Below are 16,631 nucleotides of genomic sequence, written 5' to 3' on the forward strand. Positions count from 1 at the left end.
CTTAAGGCACATAGGTGCGGTACGTAACGCCGCCCGTTTGACCGCTGATCTCTCTGATCCGCACACCTGCTGCAAGCGCCGCGTCGAGCGTGTAGGAAAACGCGTTGGTGCCGCTGGCCTGATAATTTGCCCCGGCGTCGTAGCTGATCTCCAGCTGCTCCCCTTCCGCTTTGGCAAATTCCACGTAAGTCGCCCCGACAGGGAGGGTCAGGGCTTGCGGTATGGCGGTGGCGGTGAGGGTCACGGGGTCAGGCAACGCCCCAAACGGGTCGTAATCCACGGTCATCATGGCCGTATTGAGTTCCGCCGTGCCGACCAGATTGACCGTGTAGGTTCCCGCCGGAACTTGGAACTCAAACAAGGTCTCAACGTTGCCGGACTGATCCCCGTTCAGGTTCTGAATGCGCGTGTTGTCGGGTCGCCGAATGTCCATGTCCACATCGCCGCGCCCACCAGAAAGCCGGATGCTCAGGCCATTGGCACCACTTGGAAGCGGCAGGCTGTAACTGCGTCCTTCATAGTTGCCCAGTTGGAAGGGGAAGGAGATGGGCTCGGAGATGACCGTCACGGCGGGGTAACTGTCCTCTGTCCAAGCCGCGATCACGCTGGCCTGAGTGCTGGTATCCGTGCGGATCAGCGTCAGGATGTCGCCAGCGGTCAGCAGGTAGGGCGGGCTGAGCGGGTCGCCGTTCACCGTCACGGTCAGGGGCGCACCGCTCACCACGCCCAGGGTCAGGCCCGCGAGGCCCCCGAAGTCTGCGGTGACCGAAATGCTCAGACCGTCCGGTGGCGTCTTGCTGGTGAGGATCAGGGGATTGTTCATAACACCTCGGGGTCAAATTCAAGGAAAGCGAAACTGATCCGCGCTGTGCGACTACAGATCAGCGTGACGGTGGTCGGCGCAGCGGCGGGATTGGTCGCGAGACGCAGTTGCACCCAGCGTCCACCGGGGATCGTGCGGCTGTCCCCGCCCTGCACCGTCACGGTGCCGGCGTGCGTCAGGCGCACGGTCACGACCAACACGGCTCCAATGCGCCCTTTCGGGATGGGGGAGAACGACAGGACGAGCGGCACATCCGCAGGGCCGAACAGGGCGGCTCGTTTCTGTTCCGGCAGGGCTTGATCGGGATCGGCGCCTGCCCCCACCAATGCGCCGCGCCAGACCCCACGCGGCGGGGGCGGATTAAGCGGCACGGCGCTGCTGGCAAACGGAAAGGTGCGCGACAGTGGAAACCAGGCCACTTCGCGCACGACGACCTGAGGGGTGAGGTATTTGGTGGGCGTGGCATCCGTCCAACCGGCCGTCGAGAACGCCGTGACAGGCAAGCTGGCATTGACGTCGAGCGTGGTGGCCACCATAGGGCGCACATCGAAGGCAAACCCGCTGATGCCTGCCACGGGGTGAGGAACACCGCCGATCAGTACGGTGTCTCCACTTCGGAGGCCTGCTGAGCCTGTGGCCCGCACCCGGCGCAACGTGCCGAGCGTCACGTCCCGTTCAGTGAAGGTGAGGCGTGCCAGTACCGTGAGCACCGGGGCACTTCTGAGCAGGGGCACAGGCCCCGCGAGCTGTACCGCGCCCGTGCGGAAATCCCGCACCGCCCACGCCACGTCGGTGAGATCCGGCGCTGGCACGGCCTCCGGTGAGGCGAGGTTGACCCGCGCTCCGGTGTAGGTGATCTGCGGCTCGGCCAGTTCCCCCAAGACATGGCCCACCAGCAGGGACGTGCCCCCCACGCTCAACACGTTGTTCAGGTCTTTGAAGGTACCTGTGAGGAGGATGGGATCGTCTGGCAACAGCGCCACCTCGCCCAGCAGGGTCGGGGTAGACCCGTCAAAGCGGTAGGCCGCCCGCGCCTGCCAGGAGGGAAGATTGCCCCCGCCTCCGCGCCATTCGGTGACCAGCACGGGACTGCCGCCGCTCAGGGTTGACCACAGCTTGAAGACGTTCTTGGGAAAGCCCAGACGATCAGGCGGAACGGGCAGAGTGAAGCGGCCTGTCTCGGTCGTCGTGCTGGTAATTCCAGACGCTGTGCAGGTAATCGCCCGCCAGAAGGACCGAAACTCAAAGCCAGCACTGAGGCCGTTCTCGTCAAAAGCAGGCTGAACGTAACGCAGGGCGGAGAGCAGGCGCACCGCGCCGGACTCACAGGAGATGACAGCGTAGGTATTGTCCAGCCCCCAGGCTGCCGCAAATTGTTCTGTACCAGCGCTGCCGGATGCGGGCGGGGTGGTGGACGCTTCCCCGGCAAAAAACGGGTAAGTGACGTGATCGCCACTGACGCCGCGCCAACCTCCTGGAGCATCTTCCAGGTTCGGGGCGTAGCCTCCTGTCGCTACGGGTGAGGTCAGGAGAGCGGAGGCACTGACGGACGTTTGCAGCGTGATCACGTCCATCAGGCCCACGGCATAGATCGGCACATGCCCGCGCTGCATGTTCATGTTCGGACTGCCAGGAGGGGGCGGCATGGTGTAGAACGCGCTGTAGACGGTCATCACCTGACTGCCGGACACCGTGGACGCGACCACCCCAATCTCGCAGTAGGGCAGCAGCGGGTCAGCATTGAGGGGGCGCAGGGGGAAGGGCAGCGACCCGACAAACGCGGCTTGGACGGCGCTGAGCAGTTCATCACTGAGACTGGGTTCAGCCGCGATGGTGGCCGCGCCCAGCGGTGGGGCGTGCGCGTAATGCAGGGTAGCGGGGCCAGCGCCGATGCCTGCCACCGTTCCGGGGCCGATGAGTAGCAAGGGGGCGAGGTCTAAGGGTCTAGGCGGCACAAAGGGTTCATCCCGCATGGGAGTTCGCAGCGGAGGATTAGAGTGGGTCTGCATGCTGCCCTGAGGGCGAACAGGAACGGGTGGCGGTGTGTGGTCGTCGTCACAGCAGCAACAGCACGCGCCCATGAGGTAGCGCAACAGATCCGCGTTGTTCATCTGCCCCAGCCACCGACCAGCGTGAGGATGCCCTCGCTCGGGGAAGGCAGGAACTCCACCAGCTCTCCAGGCGCAGGGTTCACCCCTGGCCCGGCCCGCACAAAGATCTGTTTGAATGTCGCGTTCCCAGCGTCACTGAGTTCGTCCAGAACGCCTACGATGATGCCGCTGGGAACGTGCCAGAGCATCATCCCGCGCTTGGGCGTTTCCGGATCATCGATCAAAGTGGTGGAAACGGCTTTCAGATCCACGGCTTCCATCTCAACGCTGCCCAGGCCGTTCTGCAGGGACAGGCTGAAACTGCTGCAGATGCCGTACCCCGTGGTGGTTCCGGGTTGCACGTTGACTGGCTGGGCCAGCGTGAGGCGGTGAACCACACGGGGCGCGAGGCTCTTGACCACCAGCGGGATGAGGGACTTGAGCTTGGCTTCCCGCGCCACCACCGGGAAACTGGCGTCCGTAATCGTTCCCCCGCCGCCAATGACGATCCCAGCCGCCTGATTCGGGAAGGCCAAGGCGGCGGGGCAGTCCGCGTTGCACTTGAAGGTTTTGGGCATCCCATCCATCTTTTTTGAGCCGCTGGCGCTGGAGCCCGTCTTGATGTTGAGCCGCACCGGCTCTTGGCTTTCCAGATCGTAGACGGGAAGCGCCACCGCTCCGGAGACGTTGTAGAAATTCCACCACTCGCCCCCAATCTGCGTGTATGTCTCGTTCAGCACTTCCGCCTGGGTCTCGCGGCTGATCAATGCCCCCCGATCTGCCAACTCCCCGTCTGCGCCTTGCTGCTGCATGGCGGTGACCCGGCCCTTGACCGTAATGGTCTGCCGCTCGATGCCTTCTGGCCCCCAGCGGTGCTCAATGATCTCCTGCTCGTCGTCGCCTGTGTCCCCAGCGGAGAATCCACCACCCACCGGTCCGCCAGCAATATAGGAACTCTTGATTTTGGTGGCCGCCGAATAGCCGTAGCTGCGCTTGACCGTGCGCTCCCACAGGAGCTTGTCAGGGCATTCTGGATCGAACTCCAGCTCCGTGGTGTTGTAGCCCATCAGGACGTTGTTGAAGATCTTTTCGGGCGTCTCGCCTTCCTCCTTGACCACCACCCGGTCGGTCGTGATTTCGACGGTACGAACGATCTGCCCGTTCAGTTTGGTAAATCCGCGCATGACCTCGCCGGTCTGGGTAAACTCCCGCACCACCCACTGGTGATCGGGCGACACGGCGATGCGCCAGGCTTCCGGATCAGGGGCGAGCGGCGCGAAGCTGACGAGATTGGGACGCTTGGCGAGTTGGTCGCCGCCGGTTAACCGGATTAAGCCCGGCGTCTGTGCCCGCTCGCCGCGCTCGGTGTGGGTCAACACCGGCAGAGGCGTGGAACCAGCACCACTGATCGCTTGGCCTGGGCCCAGGCCATACACGACGTTGCCGCGCACGATCAGCTGGTAGCCAATCCCAGAGTAAATCTCGTTAAACAGCTCGGCGAAGGTTCGCCCCTGCACCTTGATGTCCCGCATGCCTTCCATGTACGTTTCTGCCCCCAGCGGGCGTTGCAGCTGCACGAATTGCACCCCGGCGTTGCCTGCCGCCTGAGTCAGCAACGCGTCCACCGTCAACGTGCGGGGCTTGGGGCGCTGGGCACAGGGCACGTTGCGCATGTCCCCGCGTGGGTTGAGCTTCCACGGCAACAGCTCGGACAGGCGTTTCGTGCGGGCCTTTTCAGCGGTTTCATTGAGCAGGCGCACGGTGGTCACGCTGCCTTCTGGCGTCCAATTGGTTTCGTACTGGCCTGCGTCAAGCTTGAGGGTACGGGAGAGGGACGTGCCATTTCGTAGGCCCGCTGTGAAGCTGACGCTCCCACTGCTGGGTGCCCCGACATTCAGCAGGGTCAGGGTGGCCGTCTCGTCTATCCCGCTGTGCTCATAGCTCAGGCTCTGCACTTGGCCGAGTGAGCAGGAGGTCTCCCAGATGTCAGGCAAGACACCGGGCCGGATCTGGATGGGCATTGGCACGGGAGTGGGCTGAATGCGCAGCGCTGTGATGGAGGTGTGCTGACCCGCCACGCGCCCCCCCAGTCTGACCGTGGATACATGCTGCCCGGCCACTCGCGTCTGCCCCAACTGCACGCGGGAACGCCACGAGCCGCGCACCCGGCGGGGAACAAGCCGCGTCGTCAGGAGGTGCTGCCCGGTCACCCGTTCTTCAGGGGCTTCTCCCCCAGGAAAGACAATCGGCATGGCTTAAAACACGTCCCAAAGGAGCACGCCCTGATCCTCAGCTTCTACAGCGTTGTCAGCGGGGTTAGACCACGTCAAGATGACGCTCAGCGATTCCCCTACGGTCAACGTGTCGCCTCCTGTCAGGAGTTCGGTGGGTGCAGCCCCGGCAACGACGCCGTTGACCACCGCACTCAAAGTGCCCGGCTGGATGGGGTCTTGCTCCATCCAGACACGCACGCTGGTGAGCACTTGATCGCCCGTGTTTTTGAGGAGCCCGGTTTGGGTCGCCACCATGCCGGACGGTGTTTCTTCCATCGCCACCGGCAGGGGATCGTTGCCAGCGGCATTGAGCAGACTGAGTAGTTTCATGAAATCTCCGTGATGTGAACGAATTCAAGGCGGAAGCTGGCGTACTCCTCGCCCTCGCCGCCGCCCCAGTGCGGCACGTCGGGCGCGGCAGACACCACGGCGTTCGTCCAGACCCGCAGGGCATAGCGATCGGTGTAATTTTCCGTGATGCTAACGAGGTCTCCGATCTTCAGGCCGCGCAGGCGGCGGGCCAGTGCGTATTCCAGCGCGTTATTGGGGCCGCTTTGAATCCGGAGGCGGGTGGCCGTGATCTGCCCCGCGACCGCAAAGCGCCCCACGCCATTCAGGAGGGTTTTCAGTTCGCTGGCCCGCACCGCTTCGGCCTGCACCCCTTCCAGTGCAGGTGGGCGTTCACTGAAATCGACCAGCCCAAGCGGGGTTTGAATGCGGAGAATCATCGGGTAGAGCAGCAGCGGGTCAGTGGCCATTAACAGGTGTCCTCGTTCCACGCCTGATCGCGTGAAGCCAATCGTTTGAGTTGGTTCAGCAGGTCTTGGGCATCCACTTCAGGCCCCTGGTTTTCGACCTTCAGGGCGTAGCTGTTGTGGATGGTGACCGTCTTGGACATCGGCCCCGCTGGCACGTTGCCTTTCGACAACGTCCCGCTCACTCGGGCATTGACATCCAACTTGATATTCACTGGGCGGTCGAGGGCGGCTTGAATCTCGCGGGCAAAGAGTTGCCCGGCCTGCTGGCCGCCCAATCGGAGCTGCTCCGCCCACCGGGTGGCATCCACCACCGAAAGGGGTTGAGCTGGAGCGGACGCTGCATTGCTGACCAGCGGCACCGAGGCACTGCTGGACGCCTGAGCCGAAGACGGTTGCACCGGGACGGCCACAGGGTCGTGCAGGAGCGCGGCTGCCGCTGCCAGTTTCTGCGCGGCCTCCATGAACAGCATCATGGTGGAACGTTCCTGTGCCGCGAGGTCAATGCGCTGGTCGAGTTGGGCTTGCTGGGCGTCGTCAGACGCCTTCACGGACTCAGCAGCGAACCGGGCCGTTTCGCTTTCACGCAACGCCAGATCTGCCCGCTGCTGCAGGAGGTCAGCTTCCCGGTCGTATTGAATGCCCAACTTGTCCACCTGATCGGCCAGCTGAACCACTTCGTTTTCACGGGTCAGGCTCAGATCCACCCCGTTTTTCTTCAGGAAGGCAGCTTGCTTTTTGTAGCGTTCCTCTTGGGTGGCCAGGTCGTCGGTGGCTGCCGCGATCTGGGCTTTATCGCCGGAGGCCAGGGCCTTGCGCAACCGCAAAATGGCCGCGTCCCGGCGTTTCTGAATGGCCATGAACCGGTCGACTTCTTGGTTGCCGTTGAACGGCCCCTCTTTGCCTTCGTTCACCACCCCTTTCAGGCGGTCTCCTGCATCCTGCACGCCCTTCATCGTGCCGAGCAGATCGGTATATGAGCTGGCGAGGTTTTTGACCGCAGTCCGTTGGCCAGCGATCGCGCCGGTCAAGGTCTCGGTGGCCGTTTTGAACTTCTCCAGATTGCTGCTGGACTGCGAGCGCTGCACGGCAGCCAGCGCCTCCGCATAGCCCCGCTCGGCCTGTGTGAGCTTCAGACGGGCATCCGTGACCCCATCCACCGCTTCACGGGCACTCCGGGCCTCTGGCGTGCCTCCTAGAGCCTCGCGGTCTAAGTTCAGAGCCGCTTGAGCTAAACCTTCGAGCAGATCCCGGCGAGCACGTTGTGCGTCGAGCAATTTGCGCTCGTTTTGAGACGCCTGCGCGGTGAGGTCGGCCTGCTCTTTCAAGAGGCCGTTGATTTCCTGTTGGCTGAGGCCCAATTTGCCCTGATCCGCCAACTGCTGGGCGTTCAATGCCTGACGCTGGCGCGTGATGTCGAGGTCATCTTGTGCCGTGGTCACCGCGTCGTCGGCCATGCCCCTCAGTTCGGCCTGAGCCCGCCTGCGAGCATCGGAGAGATCCAGTGCCGAACGCTGCTGCTCGACCTGTGCCTTGGCCAGTTCCCGCTGCTGCACCACCTCCTGTGCGGTGAGTTGCACACTCTTGGTGCGCAAGTCCCGCACCTGTTCCTCGGTCAATTTCAATCCAGCCGCGTTTGCCAAGCGCCGCTGGGTCGTTTGCAGGTCTTGCTGAGTGAAAGCCAGGTCGAGTTGCTTGCTGCCCACGGCGTCGAGGCTGAGTCCCGTGATCTGGGCCTGAGCTAAGACCTGTGCTTTCAGAGTGTCCAGTGCTTTGTCTTCAGCCGTCAAACGGGCATTAGACAGGGCCCGCTGACTTTGAGAGAGGGCGGTGACCGCAGCGGTTTGCGTGACCACAGCGTCTTCACGTGCCCGTGGTGTGGGGGCGAGAACGACGCGTTCATTCGCCAGATCGAGATTGTTCTGGGCTTCCTGGACAGCAGCAGCAGCAATTGCTACGCCATCGCTGGCCAGCCCGTTGAGTTCGAGCTGCTGGGCGGTTTGGGCCTGCAGGAGCCGCAGTGCCCGCTCATGCAGTTCGATGGGGACTAGGGAGAGGGCACGTTCTGCTTGAGCAGCGTTCACCGTGGCCTGTGCCAGGGCTTTCCCGGCTTCTGTCCGGCTCCCTGCCTCCGCCAGATCAAAGCGGCGTTGGGCGACGACGAGGTCAGCGCGGGCGAACTGCAAGGCCAGTTGTGCTTTGGCCGCCGCGTCATCATCCAGCCCCAACAGCACCAGGCGCGCTTCTGCTTGCGCCCGGAGAAGGGCCAGAACATCTTCCTGCGCTTTGATTGGCGCTTGATTGGCCGCACGCTGGGCGAGGGCCACGGCTCCGGAGGCCTGCACGACCGCACCCCGAGCCGTGTCTTTCCCCGCGTCCGTGGTAGCAAGCGCCAGGCGCTTCTCGGCCAGATCCAGATCGGCTTGTGCCAACTGGAGCGCGAGCTGGGCACTCGCCACCTGATCGTCATCCAGACCAGAGAGGATGAGTTGAGCTTGCGCCTGGGCTTTATACAGATCCAGTCGCCGCTGATCGTTCTCAATCGGCAACTGATTGATCTCCTGTTGGAGATCGAAAATCTGTTCCAGCACGCCCAAACGCTCGACATACAGGCCGTTCTCTTCAGTTTTGCTGCGGGCCTTAGGAATGCGGGTGTCAATCGCCGCGAGTTGCCCTTGCAGTTGGCTTAAATCCCTTTTCCGAGCGGCCACCACATCTGAATCCGTCTTGGCAAGCTTGGACGCCAGCTTATTTTCAGCAGCCACCCGCGCCAGGGTGGAATCGACCAGTTCATTGGCCCGTTGCTGTTCCTCCTGTTGACGGCTGGTGAGCTCCTTCTGGATGCTGACGCGCTCTTGCTTGAGAGTCAACAGTTCGCGTTCATGGGCGCCCTGGCGCTCCAGTTGATCAATTTCAGTGTTCAGTGCGGCAAGCCGGTCCTGATCACTGACCGTAAGACGGGCCAAAGCGACGGCTCTGGCTTCATCCGAATCAGCAAGTTCAACGGCAGAAACGAGTTCATCACGCTGAAACGCCGCCGCATCTTTGGCCAAATCGCGCCGCTCGTTTTCCAAGCGCAGGCGCTCGTCTTCGTTCTCGCGGATCTTCTGGTCCGCCTCTTCACGGGCCTCACTGCCCTGTTTCGCATTCGTTTTGCGGGTTTCCCAATAGACGCGGTCGGCGACCAGCACGGCAGCGTAGCCGTCAATGGTCAATCGCCCCAGGTCGAGCTCGCGCTTGCTGAGGGTGATGTGGGCCGCTTGCGCCTTGTCATCCCGCTCGCGGTAATACTTGGCTTCAGCCTGTTCTTGAGCCTGTGTACGCTGGGTCGTGGCACGGGTCACGATGGCCGTCAGGTCATCCTGTTGGGCCTGAAACGTCTCGCGCTGATCAGCCGTGGGGGCGGCCACTTGCCCGTAAGCTTTTTTCAGGTCTGCCAATTGCTTGTTAGCCCCTTTGACGACAGCGTCGAAGGGAGCGGCCGCTGTTGAACGAGCGCTGGCCAAAGGGGTTCGAGCAATGGACGTCAGTTCCTCTCTCAGACCGGTCGCTTCACGGGTGGCGTCCGTTAAAGCAAGACGGAAGCCCTTGAGGTTGTCTGCTTTCACGCCACCGATCTGCTTCAAACCGTCATCTAGGAGAGTCACCCGGCTTCCGTCGCCACTCGCCACCGCTTTGGCCCGTTCCGCAACAATGGTTCGCTCCAGTGCCGCGATCTCTTTGCCAGTCGCGTCCTTCAGGCTACTGAGACGAGCATCCAGCCCTTTGCGATAAATGGCGAGGCGCTGAGTCTGCACCCGCTCTTCTTGGGCTAGCAGGCGGCTCCCCGTTTCGGCCTGCTCACTGACTTCTAGGGCATTGATTTGAGCCAAGTAAGTCGCCCGGGCACTTTTCTCCAGGGTGGCCCGTTGTGCTCCAGCCGTCTCGGCATCCTTCAGTTGCTGATCCAGATTCTGTTGCAATTGAGCGCGGGCCGACTTGCCCGCGATGGCCTGCTGTTCCTCTTGCAGCTGGGTCAGCAGGGGGCCATACCGCCGTTCAATTGCGAGTTTGACTTCCGGCACACTCCCAGCCAACGCGAGTTCACGATCCCGCTGCTGGGCCAAGAGGGTGCTGCTGGCGCTGCTTTGCTTGGCCTGCGCGTCCAGCAGTTCCCGGTAGCCTGCCTTCACTTTCTGCAAGCGGCCCTCGTCAATCTGGGCCAGGTCATCTGCGGCTTTCTGGCGAATGGCCTTCACTTGCTCGGCCTGTTGCCCTTCGAGTTCCGTGGCCAGGCTCAAGAATTTCTGCCGCTGAGCAGGGTCTTCGACGGCCCCCGCATTGGTGCGGGCCGCGTCGATCTGCTTTTGGTAAGAGCGCTCGACGTCGCTCACCTGCTGATCAAGCTCTGCGCGGCGGCGGGCCGTCTCATCCTTCAGCAAGCTCGTTTGAGCGGCCTGCACGTCCCGTTCATGCTGGAGACGTGCATCCCCTGCTTGTCCAGTTCACGCTGAACCAAGGCCCCGGCTTCCGCGCCTTGCTGAGCATCTAATGCTGAAAACCCGGCTTGGAGCTTGGGATTCTTGAGGTCAAGTGCGCCGTTTACGTAAAACGGAGCCTTGAACTTTTCGCGGAGGGCTTCAAAAGTCGCCCCCAATTCACCCAAATCCCGTTGAAATTCAGTCTTGCCCTCCAATTCCAATTTGACCTTGCGGTCTCCCAGTTCTTTGGTCAATTCTTTGAGAGAAATGGTCTGCTGACGAATGACTTCCAGGAGGGCAGCCCGTTTGTCTGCAGCTTTCTGAACCGCCTCCGCTGCCTTCCGCTCTGCTGCACCACTGTCAATCGTGGCGTCGGTGACTCCCTTGGTGGCGAGTGCTTTTTGCTGCAAGGCTTCTTCGTCTTCGCGGGCTTGCTTGATCAGGGCAGGGTCGGCCCTGTAAACAGTGACCGCCAAAAAGTCTTGAATTTTATCGTTCAGCGTGGTGGTTTCATCCCCAAATAGCTTGAGTTTGCCGATCCACTCCCCAATTTTCCAACCTGCAAAGGCAGCTCCGGCCACGAGTCCCGCTTGACCGAAGACGCCCAATTTCGTGACGACGTTGGCCAGTGCCCCGTTTGCCCCTGCCAATTGAGGTAGGAATCTGCCAGGGATGAAGGCGGCAACCTTGGTCAAGCCGTTGACAGCGGCTGCGGGCGCGGTTAAGAAGGCTTTCAATCCGCCCGCAGCCGTCACGCCCTGCAGCAAGGCTGAAGCGGCTGCCGCACTTTTCAGCGCTGTCGCTAGCTTTGCCACGCCGAGCGCAGCCAACCCCACGCCCCCGGTCACCAGCGCAAACTGCACCACGCCGTTTTGCCCCAACTCGTCAAATTTCGTGATGAGGTGAGCCGCACCCTTGGTGAGCTTTGTCAACAGGGGAAGGAATCTGAGGCCAAATTCGATCTGGAAGGCTTCACTGGCGGCGGCGTATTGCTTCTGAGCAAACTTGAAGGTGGCTGCCTGTTTTTGGAAGGCTTCGTCTGTTGCGCCTGCCGAATTGGTCACTTCATCCAGCGCTTTTTTGAAGCGGGGCGCACCCTCCGTTCCGGTTAGACCAAAGATGGCGTTGACGGCTTCCGAGCTGCTGAACAAGCGGCCCATCAACTCGACGTTGCCGCCCGTCTTGGCCCGGATTTCGTCTAGAAACATAGACCAGCCTTGGGATTGCAACGCAGCCGCATTAAAGCTCAAGCCAAGTTCTTTCGACAGTTCTACGGCGTCTGCACTGGGTTTCAGTACATTGTCGAGCGCCGCGCCGATCCCCGTCATGGCCTGCTCAGCGGGGACACCACTGGAGGTGAGCGCCGCTGCACTGGCAGACAATTCTTCCAAAGACACGCCAAGGGTCTTGGCCTTAGGGAAGATTTCCCCCATGGTTTTGCCGAGTTGATTGAAGCTGATCTTGCCCACAGCGGTGGTCTTAAACAAGACGTCACTGACGTGCTCAGCGTTCTCTGCCGAAAAGCCGTAAGAATTGAGCGCCGAGGTGATGATGTCCGCAGACGTTTTCACATCGGTCAGCCCAGCGCTGGCCGCCTTCGCACTGACTTCAGTGAGTTTGTTGATTTTGGCAACCGTATCGGCCCCACGGACTCCTGCGCCGACAACGTCATAGCTGGCTTTGACGAGTTCTTGTGAACTCTGGCCCACTTGTCCGCTGATCCGCAGCAGGCCTGCACCCAGCTCAGTGAGCTGTTGTTCGGTGAGATCGCTTTCAGTCCCGATGGCTGCCAAGCCTTCCTGAAACTCAGCTGCTTTCGGCACCGCCAATGCGACAGCAGCCGTAAAAACGGTGACGGCTGTGCCTGCCACCGCCAGAAAGCCAGACAATTGCTCGAAGCCGTTGCCCGCTTCCTGGGCAGAATCGCCAGCCTCATCTGCCGCCTCCGCCGCGTCCCCTACGGCAGCAGCAGCAGGTTTGGCTGCTGCTGGGAATTCAGCCAATTTGGTGCTCGCCTTCTCGAATCCAGCGGCCAGTCCCTCGAACGCTGGCGTGACGTTGACCGTCTCGGCTGACACCTCTGCGACGCCTTCAGCAGCCGCTTGGCCCGCACCACCAAAGGCCTTTTGAAACAGCTCGGGGATGTTGACCAGCCCTTCCGACAGGCCGGTGAGGATCGGCGCTGCGAGGTCTGCACCGTCCAGCGTGTTTCCAGTGGCATGAAATGCACTTGGAATGTCGCTGGCCACATCGCGCACGGCGATCAGCAGCAGTTCACGCTTGCTTTTAAAACCGCCGATCAGCCCTTCCATGATGTAGCCGCCGATTTCTTCCATGACTTTGGAGGGGCTCTGGATCTTCAGCTTCTTCTTCAGAGCATCAACGATTTCGTTGGACAGGGACTCGCTTTCGTCGGCCAGTTGGCTCTTACCCCGGTTCATGGAGCGGGCGAGGCCGTCGATCACGAACTGGCCCACCGTACCCGCTGCTGCACCTGCTGGGCCACCCAGCTTGCTCAGGGAATCAATAATCCCAGCAGAGGCATTGAAGGCAAAGCCGCCCTTGGTGACCGTCCCTCGCGCTTGATCCATCGTCCGCTGGGCTGAGGCGGCCGCACTGGTGGCCCGCAGCACGCTGTCGATGTTGGCGTCTTCGGCAGTGGCCAGCTTTAGCAATTCATTGCGAAGTCTTCGGGAAGCCGCGATGGTTTCATCATCGGTCAGGGCCTGCGTTTGCCACGCGTCACGGGTGCTTTTCACCGTCTGTCCCAAGCGTTTGATTTGAGCATCGGTCTCGCTGAGCTGGCGCGACACTTGGGTGTCGACTTTCAGGGTGGGGGCTTGAATGGCCTGACCAGTCTTAACAGCGAACGCTTTGGCCAATCGAGCTTCAACGAGGTCTGCTTTTCTAAGCACGTCGGAGATATCGAGGGTGGCCCGGTCTTGATACTCCGCCATAGGGAACCTCCTGGGGATGGGACGCAAATAGTGACCCGCTGATGGATGCAGCGGGGTACGGTAAAGGGATATGAGCGACGATGAACAGTTCGGGCGCAACTCACCGCGGGCCAGCGTGACCTCTGGTGGGGGGACGCTGAGCGAAGCGGAGAAGGCCCGGATTCGTGCAGAAGAGAAGTTCCGCGCTCAGGCGAAACGAGAAGCAGAGCAGGGGGTAACGCCACCTCCTCTTTCGAAGAAAGATCGAGCAGCAGTAGAGAAAGCCCAGAAAAGTGCGGCTGCTCTTGCTGCCCTCCCGCCAAAAGAGCGTATGCCCTTGAGCATCGTTACGGCCCTGCTGATCGGAGTGGGAATCCTCTTCGCGCTGCAAGGCTGTGGAACCACTCCAACCGCTTTAAACCCCGCAGCAGACATGACTCCTGCTCAAATGCTGGCAATCGGAGATAACCGGGAGAAGAATGATCCAGCGATAGCTGTCGCCTTCACTCGTTTGGATGAGGCTTGTCCAGAAAACGGAATGATCGTGGCCGACATTGCAACTACCTTCGAAAAACTTCTAGAGAGCGAGACAGGCCAAGATCTACCACTGATCTCCCTTATGAGCCAGCTCTCCAATACGCAAAAAGCGGCTAAAGGAATGCTGACTTGTGCAGAAACCGCGGCCACGCTGGTTACTTTCATGGGCCAATCAAAGTAGGGTTTCTAACAGGTACGACAGAAGAGGCCCGCGTGATTGCGGGCCTTATGTTTTCTTCTACTTCTAATTCAGTGCACTTAAGGCTTCACTGCCGACGGTCACTGCGCGGTGAGAAACACCAGATCCAGGGAGGGAGGCTGATGTCCCAGTAGGCGGATCATTTGAACAATGTGGGCCGTGTGCCGCACCTCGTGCTGCATGACATGCCACATCACTTCATCTGCCGAGAGGGTTTCAATCCGGTCTTCATTCACCTGCACCCGGGGGTTTTGCGCCACAACCGCCATGAGGTCGTCCCAGCGATTCAGTGTCTCCGTCTCAACGGCTTCCCAATAGGCAAGCAGTGCATCCAGGGACTCGGCTTGATGGTGCCAATAGGCGTCATCGGAGGTGGGTTGTTCTCGGCCCATCCGGTCCATCACGAGCGTCTCGCTCAGCAGGTCACCCCGAAACCAACCGTCTTCGACCATCGGGATATGCGCCAGGAAATCTTTAATACAGCGTGCTCCTTCGGTCGGGATGACGGCTTTGGAGAGCTCTTCATCCGTCAGGGAACGCAGGCTGTGCCAGAGGCGGCGGCGGGCTTGTGTGAGGTAGTGGTAGAACGATTTGGTCTCCATGGACTGAGCCTATGCTCGATTTCTGTCAGAACGTGTCGCAATGCTGGGCCATCTCCCCGCCCGTGTCTGTTTCGGTCACATTCGGTGTCACCTCCAATGGAAAACCCCCACCAGTGAGGCGGGGGTTATTTTATTTTTGAACACCATCAATTTCTTACCCCATTTAGGGCTACGTCAGGCGGTTGATGGAGCCCGCCATGACCTCGCCCTAGACAGTTTTTGCTTGGATAAATGCGACACACCCTGTCAGGTATCAAGTCTATGCTCTGAAGACATGAGTGAAATCCTCCTCTTCCATCATGCCCAAGGGTTGACCCCTGGCCTTCTCGCTTTTGCAGACGACTTACGCCAAGCCGGGCATATTGTCCATACCCCGGATCTCTACCATGGGCAAACCTTTGACAAGCTGGACGACGGGATTGCTTACGCCAAGCAACTCGGTTTCGGTGACATCGCGGAACGCGGTGTCAAGGTAGCCGATGGCTTACCCCATGACCTCGTCTATGCTGGATTTTCACTTGGTGTTTCGCCAGCACAACAATTGGTGCAGACCCGGCCAGGAGCGAGAGGTGCACTGTTCTTCCATGCTTGCTTTCCCGCTGCTGAGTTTGGTACGGGATGGCCTGAGGATGTCCCCGTTCAAGTCCATGCCATGGAGGACGACCCCTTCTTTGAAGAGGATGCTGAAGCCGCCAGAGCGTTGGTAGACACGGCGCCGAAAGGACAACTCTTTCTGTACCCCGGTGATCAGCACCTCTTTTCAGATCGTAGTTTGGAGTCCTATGACGCCGCGGCAACTTCCGCGCTCCAGCAGCGTGTCCTTCATTTCCTCCGAGAGCTCTGAACTAAGTTCATGGATGCGTAAGGTTGTGCATCTCAATTCCTCGTAATAGTAAACCTCCCTGTCAGAAACGGTGAGGTACGGTGGCGGAATGACTCAAGTGCAAACAGACAAACCCGCCGTATCAAAAAGGCGGGCAAACTTTGGATGTGGAGCGGCACTTGCGCTGGTAGTTCTAGCGATTGGCGTCTACTTCGCGCCCCGCGCTGTTCCGCAGTCACAGGTGCGAGAATTGTGCGAACAGACAGCAAAGCAGCAATTGAAGACTCAGGGGAATTTTGATGTAAGCGGCTTCGCTCAGAATGGCTACAGGGCAAGGTTCAATGTGACGGCCCTCGGCGGCTCCGTCGAAATCCCCGCCGTATGTTCAGTTGGCGGGGATGCTCGCAACCCTACGGTTATTATTCAATTGCCGAAATAATTAGTCTGCGGCCTGCGCCTCAGGCGTCGGCTCAACCAAGGCGACAAGTCTTGAGGCGAGGTGCTCAACGGTGGATACCTTCATAAGTTCCTTCAATGAGAAAGGCCTGCAATCATGCAGGCCTTTCTTTTGATTTCCTTTCCCAGCGTGTTTAGGGCTTGACGGGGGTCACATACCCGATGCGCTTAAACGTCAGCCGCGTCGTTTTAGAGAACAGAACCAACACCTGAGTGTCCCCACTGATGATGTAGTTCCCAGACGTATTCAGGGCGCTGTGAAAGACCCCAGGTAGGGCATACAAGCACTTCTCATTGGGGCGAGGCGGCAACGGCATCACCTGAATCTTCATCTGGTTGTTGGCCGCCGCGATGGTGCCCGCATAGGTGCCGCAAGCGATCATGCCCCGAAGTTGCCCGCCAGAGATCATCAATTGTGTCGAGGGCAAGGTCGTTTCTGCCTTCCCAAAAACTTTCATGTCTTTGAGTTGCCAGATGCCGTTCAAGGGCGCGGGGACAGCTTGAGCGGAGGCGAGGCCAGTGAGCAAGAAGCAAGGCAACAGGAGAAATCGCATAACTCAACATTGCCGCTTCAGGTGATGAGGATCTGATGTCTTGTCAGGACTGACCGTTTCGGCAAAGGGCCGCTGGACGAGTGCCCTTCCTTCAGTTGAACCTGTCGGCATCGTTTCCTCCAA

The 16,631-nt window shown here is 60.4% G+C and carries 12 protein-coding genes; 3 read left to right on the forward strand and 9 right to left on the reverse strand.

Features of this window, described 5'->3' with window-relative positions; all coding sequences use genetic code 11:
- Nucleotide 1 precedes the first annotated feature (1 nt).
- From M1R55_RS11225 to M1R55_RS11255, 7 genes are all read right to left on the reverse strand, one after another.
- A complete protein-coding gene (locus M1R55_RS11225; protein WP_249391851.1) occupies nucleotides 2-823 on the reverse strand; it encodes a PPC domain-containing protein in 822 nt (273 codons plus the stop codon).
- Nucleotides 820-2,832, reverse strand: a complete 2,013-nt coding sequence (locus M1R55_RS11230; protein WP_249391852.1) for a hypothetical protein — start codon at nucleotides 2,830-2,832, stop codon at nucleotides 820-822. Before M1R55_RS11230 ends, M1R55_RS11225 begins: the two co-directional genes overlap by 4 nt.
- Before the next feature lie 98 nt (nucleotides 2,833-2,930).
- Entirely contained in the window at nucleotides 2,931-5,165 is a 2,235-nt protein-coding gene (locus tag M1R55_RS11235; RefSeq protein WP_249391853.1) for a hypothetical protein, read from the reverse strand.
- Nucleotides 5,166-5,168: 3 nt separating this feature from the next.
- Entirely contained in the window at nucleotides 5,169-5,516 is a 348-nt protein-coding gene (locus M1R55_RS11240) for a hypothetical protein (RefSeq protein WP_249391854.1), read from the reverse strand.
- Nucleotides 5,513-5,944 (reverse strand): hypothetical protein, encoded by a 432-nt coding sequence (locus tag M1R55_RS11245; protein ID WP_249391855.1) that lies wholly within the window; start codon nucleotides 5,942-5,944, stop codon nucleotides 5,513-5,515. The genes M1R55_RS11240 and M1R55_RS11245 overlap by 4 nt, the downstream gene beginning before the upstream one ends.
- Nucleotides 5,944-10,383, reverse strand: a complete 4,440-nt coding sequence (locus tag M1R55_RS11250) for a hypothetical protein (protein ID WP_249391856.1) — start codon at nucleotides 10,381-10,383, stop codon at nucleotides 5,944-5,946. The genes M1R55_RS11245 and M1R55_RS11250 overlap by 1 nt, the downstream gene beginning before the upstream one ends.
- Nucleotides 10,356-13,358, reverse strand: coding sequence for a phage tail tape measure protein (locus M1R55_RS11255; protein WP_249391857.1), 3,003 nt, complete (start codon nucleotides 13,356-13,358; stop codon nucleotides 10,356-10,358). The genes M1R55_RS11250 and M1R55_RS11255 overlap by 28 nt, the downstream gene beginning before the upstream one ends.
- A 70-nt stretch (nucleotides 13,359-13,428) precedes the next feature.
- Here M1R55_RS11255 and M1R55_RS11260 point away from each other — a divergent pair, with 70 nt between their 5' ends.
- Nucleotides 13,429-14,055, forward strand: coding sequence for a hypothetical protein (locus tag M1R55_RS11260; RefSeq protein WP_249391858.1), 627 nt, complete (start codon nucleotides 13,429-13,431; stop codon nucleotides 14,053-14,055).
- Nucleotides 14,056-14,153: 98 nt separating this feature from the next.
- On the opposite strand, the gene M1R55_RS11265 is transcribed toward M1R55_RS11260, so the two are convergent.
- Nucleotides 14,154-14,675, reverse strand: coding sequence for a DinB family protein (locus tag M1R55_RS11265; protein WP_249391859.1), 522 nt, complete (start codon nucleotides 14,673-14,675; stop codon nucleotides 14,154-14,156).
- Nucleotides 14,676-14,949: 274 nt separating this feature from the next.
- On the opposite strand from M1R55_RS11265, the gene M1R55_RS11270 reads away from it, so the two are divergent.
- A complete protein-coding gene (locus tag M1R55_RS11270) occupies nucleotides 14,950-15,519 on the forward strand; it encodes a dienelactone hydrolase family protein (protein WP_249391860.1) in 570 nt (189 codons plus the stop codon).
- Between the two features lie 88 nt (nucleotides 15,520-15,607).
- Nucleotides 15,608-15,937 (forward strand): hypothetical protein, encoded by a 330-nt coding sequence (locus M1R55_RS11275; RefSeq protein ID WP_249391861.1) that lies wholly within the window; start codon nucleotides 15,608-15,610, stop codon nucleotides 15,935-15,937.
- 151 nt (nucleotides 15,938-16,088) lie between these two features.
- Here the strand turns inward: M1R55_RS11275 and M1R55_RS11280 are convergent, their stop codons facing one another.
- On the reverse strand, nucleotides 16,089-16,508 hold the full coding sequence (locus M1R55_RS11280) for a hypothetical protein (protein WP_249391862.1): 420 nt from the start codon (nucleotides 16,506-16,508) through the stop codon (nucleotides 16,089-16,091).
- Nucleotides 16,509-16,631 lie beyond the last annotated feature (123 nt).

This window comes from Deinococcus sp. QL22 (assembly GCF_023370075.1).
Taxonomy (GTDB): domain Bacteria; phylum Deinococcota; class Deinococci; order Deinococcales; family Deinococcaceae; genus Deinococcus.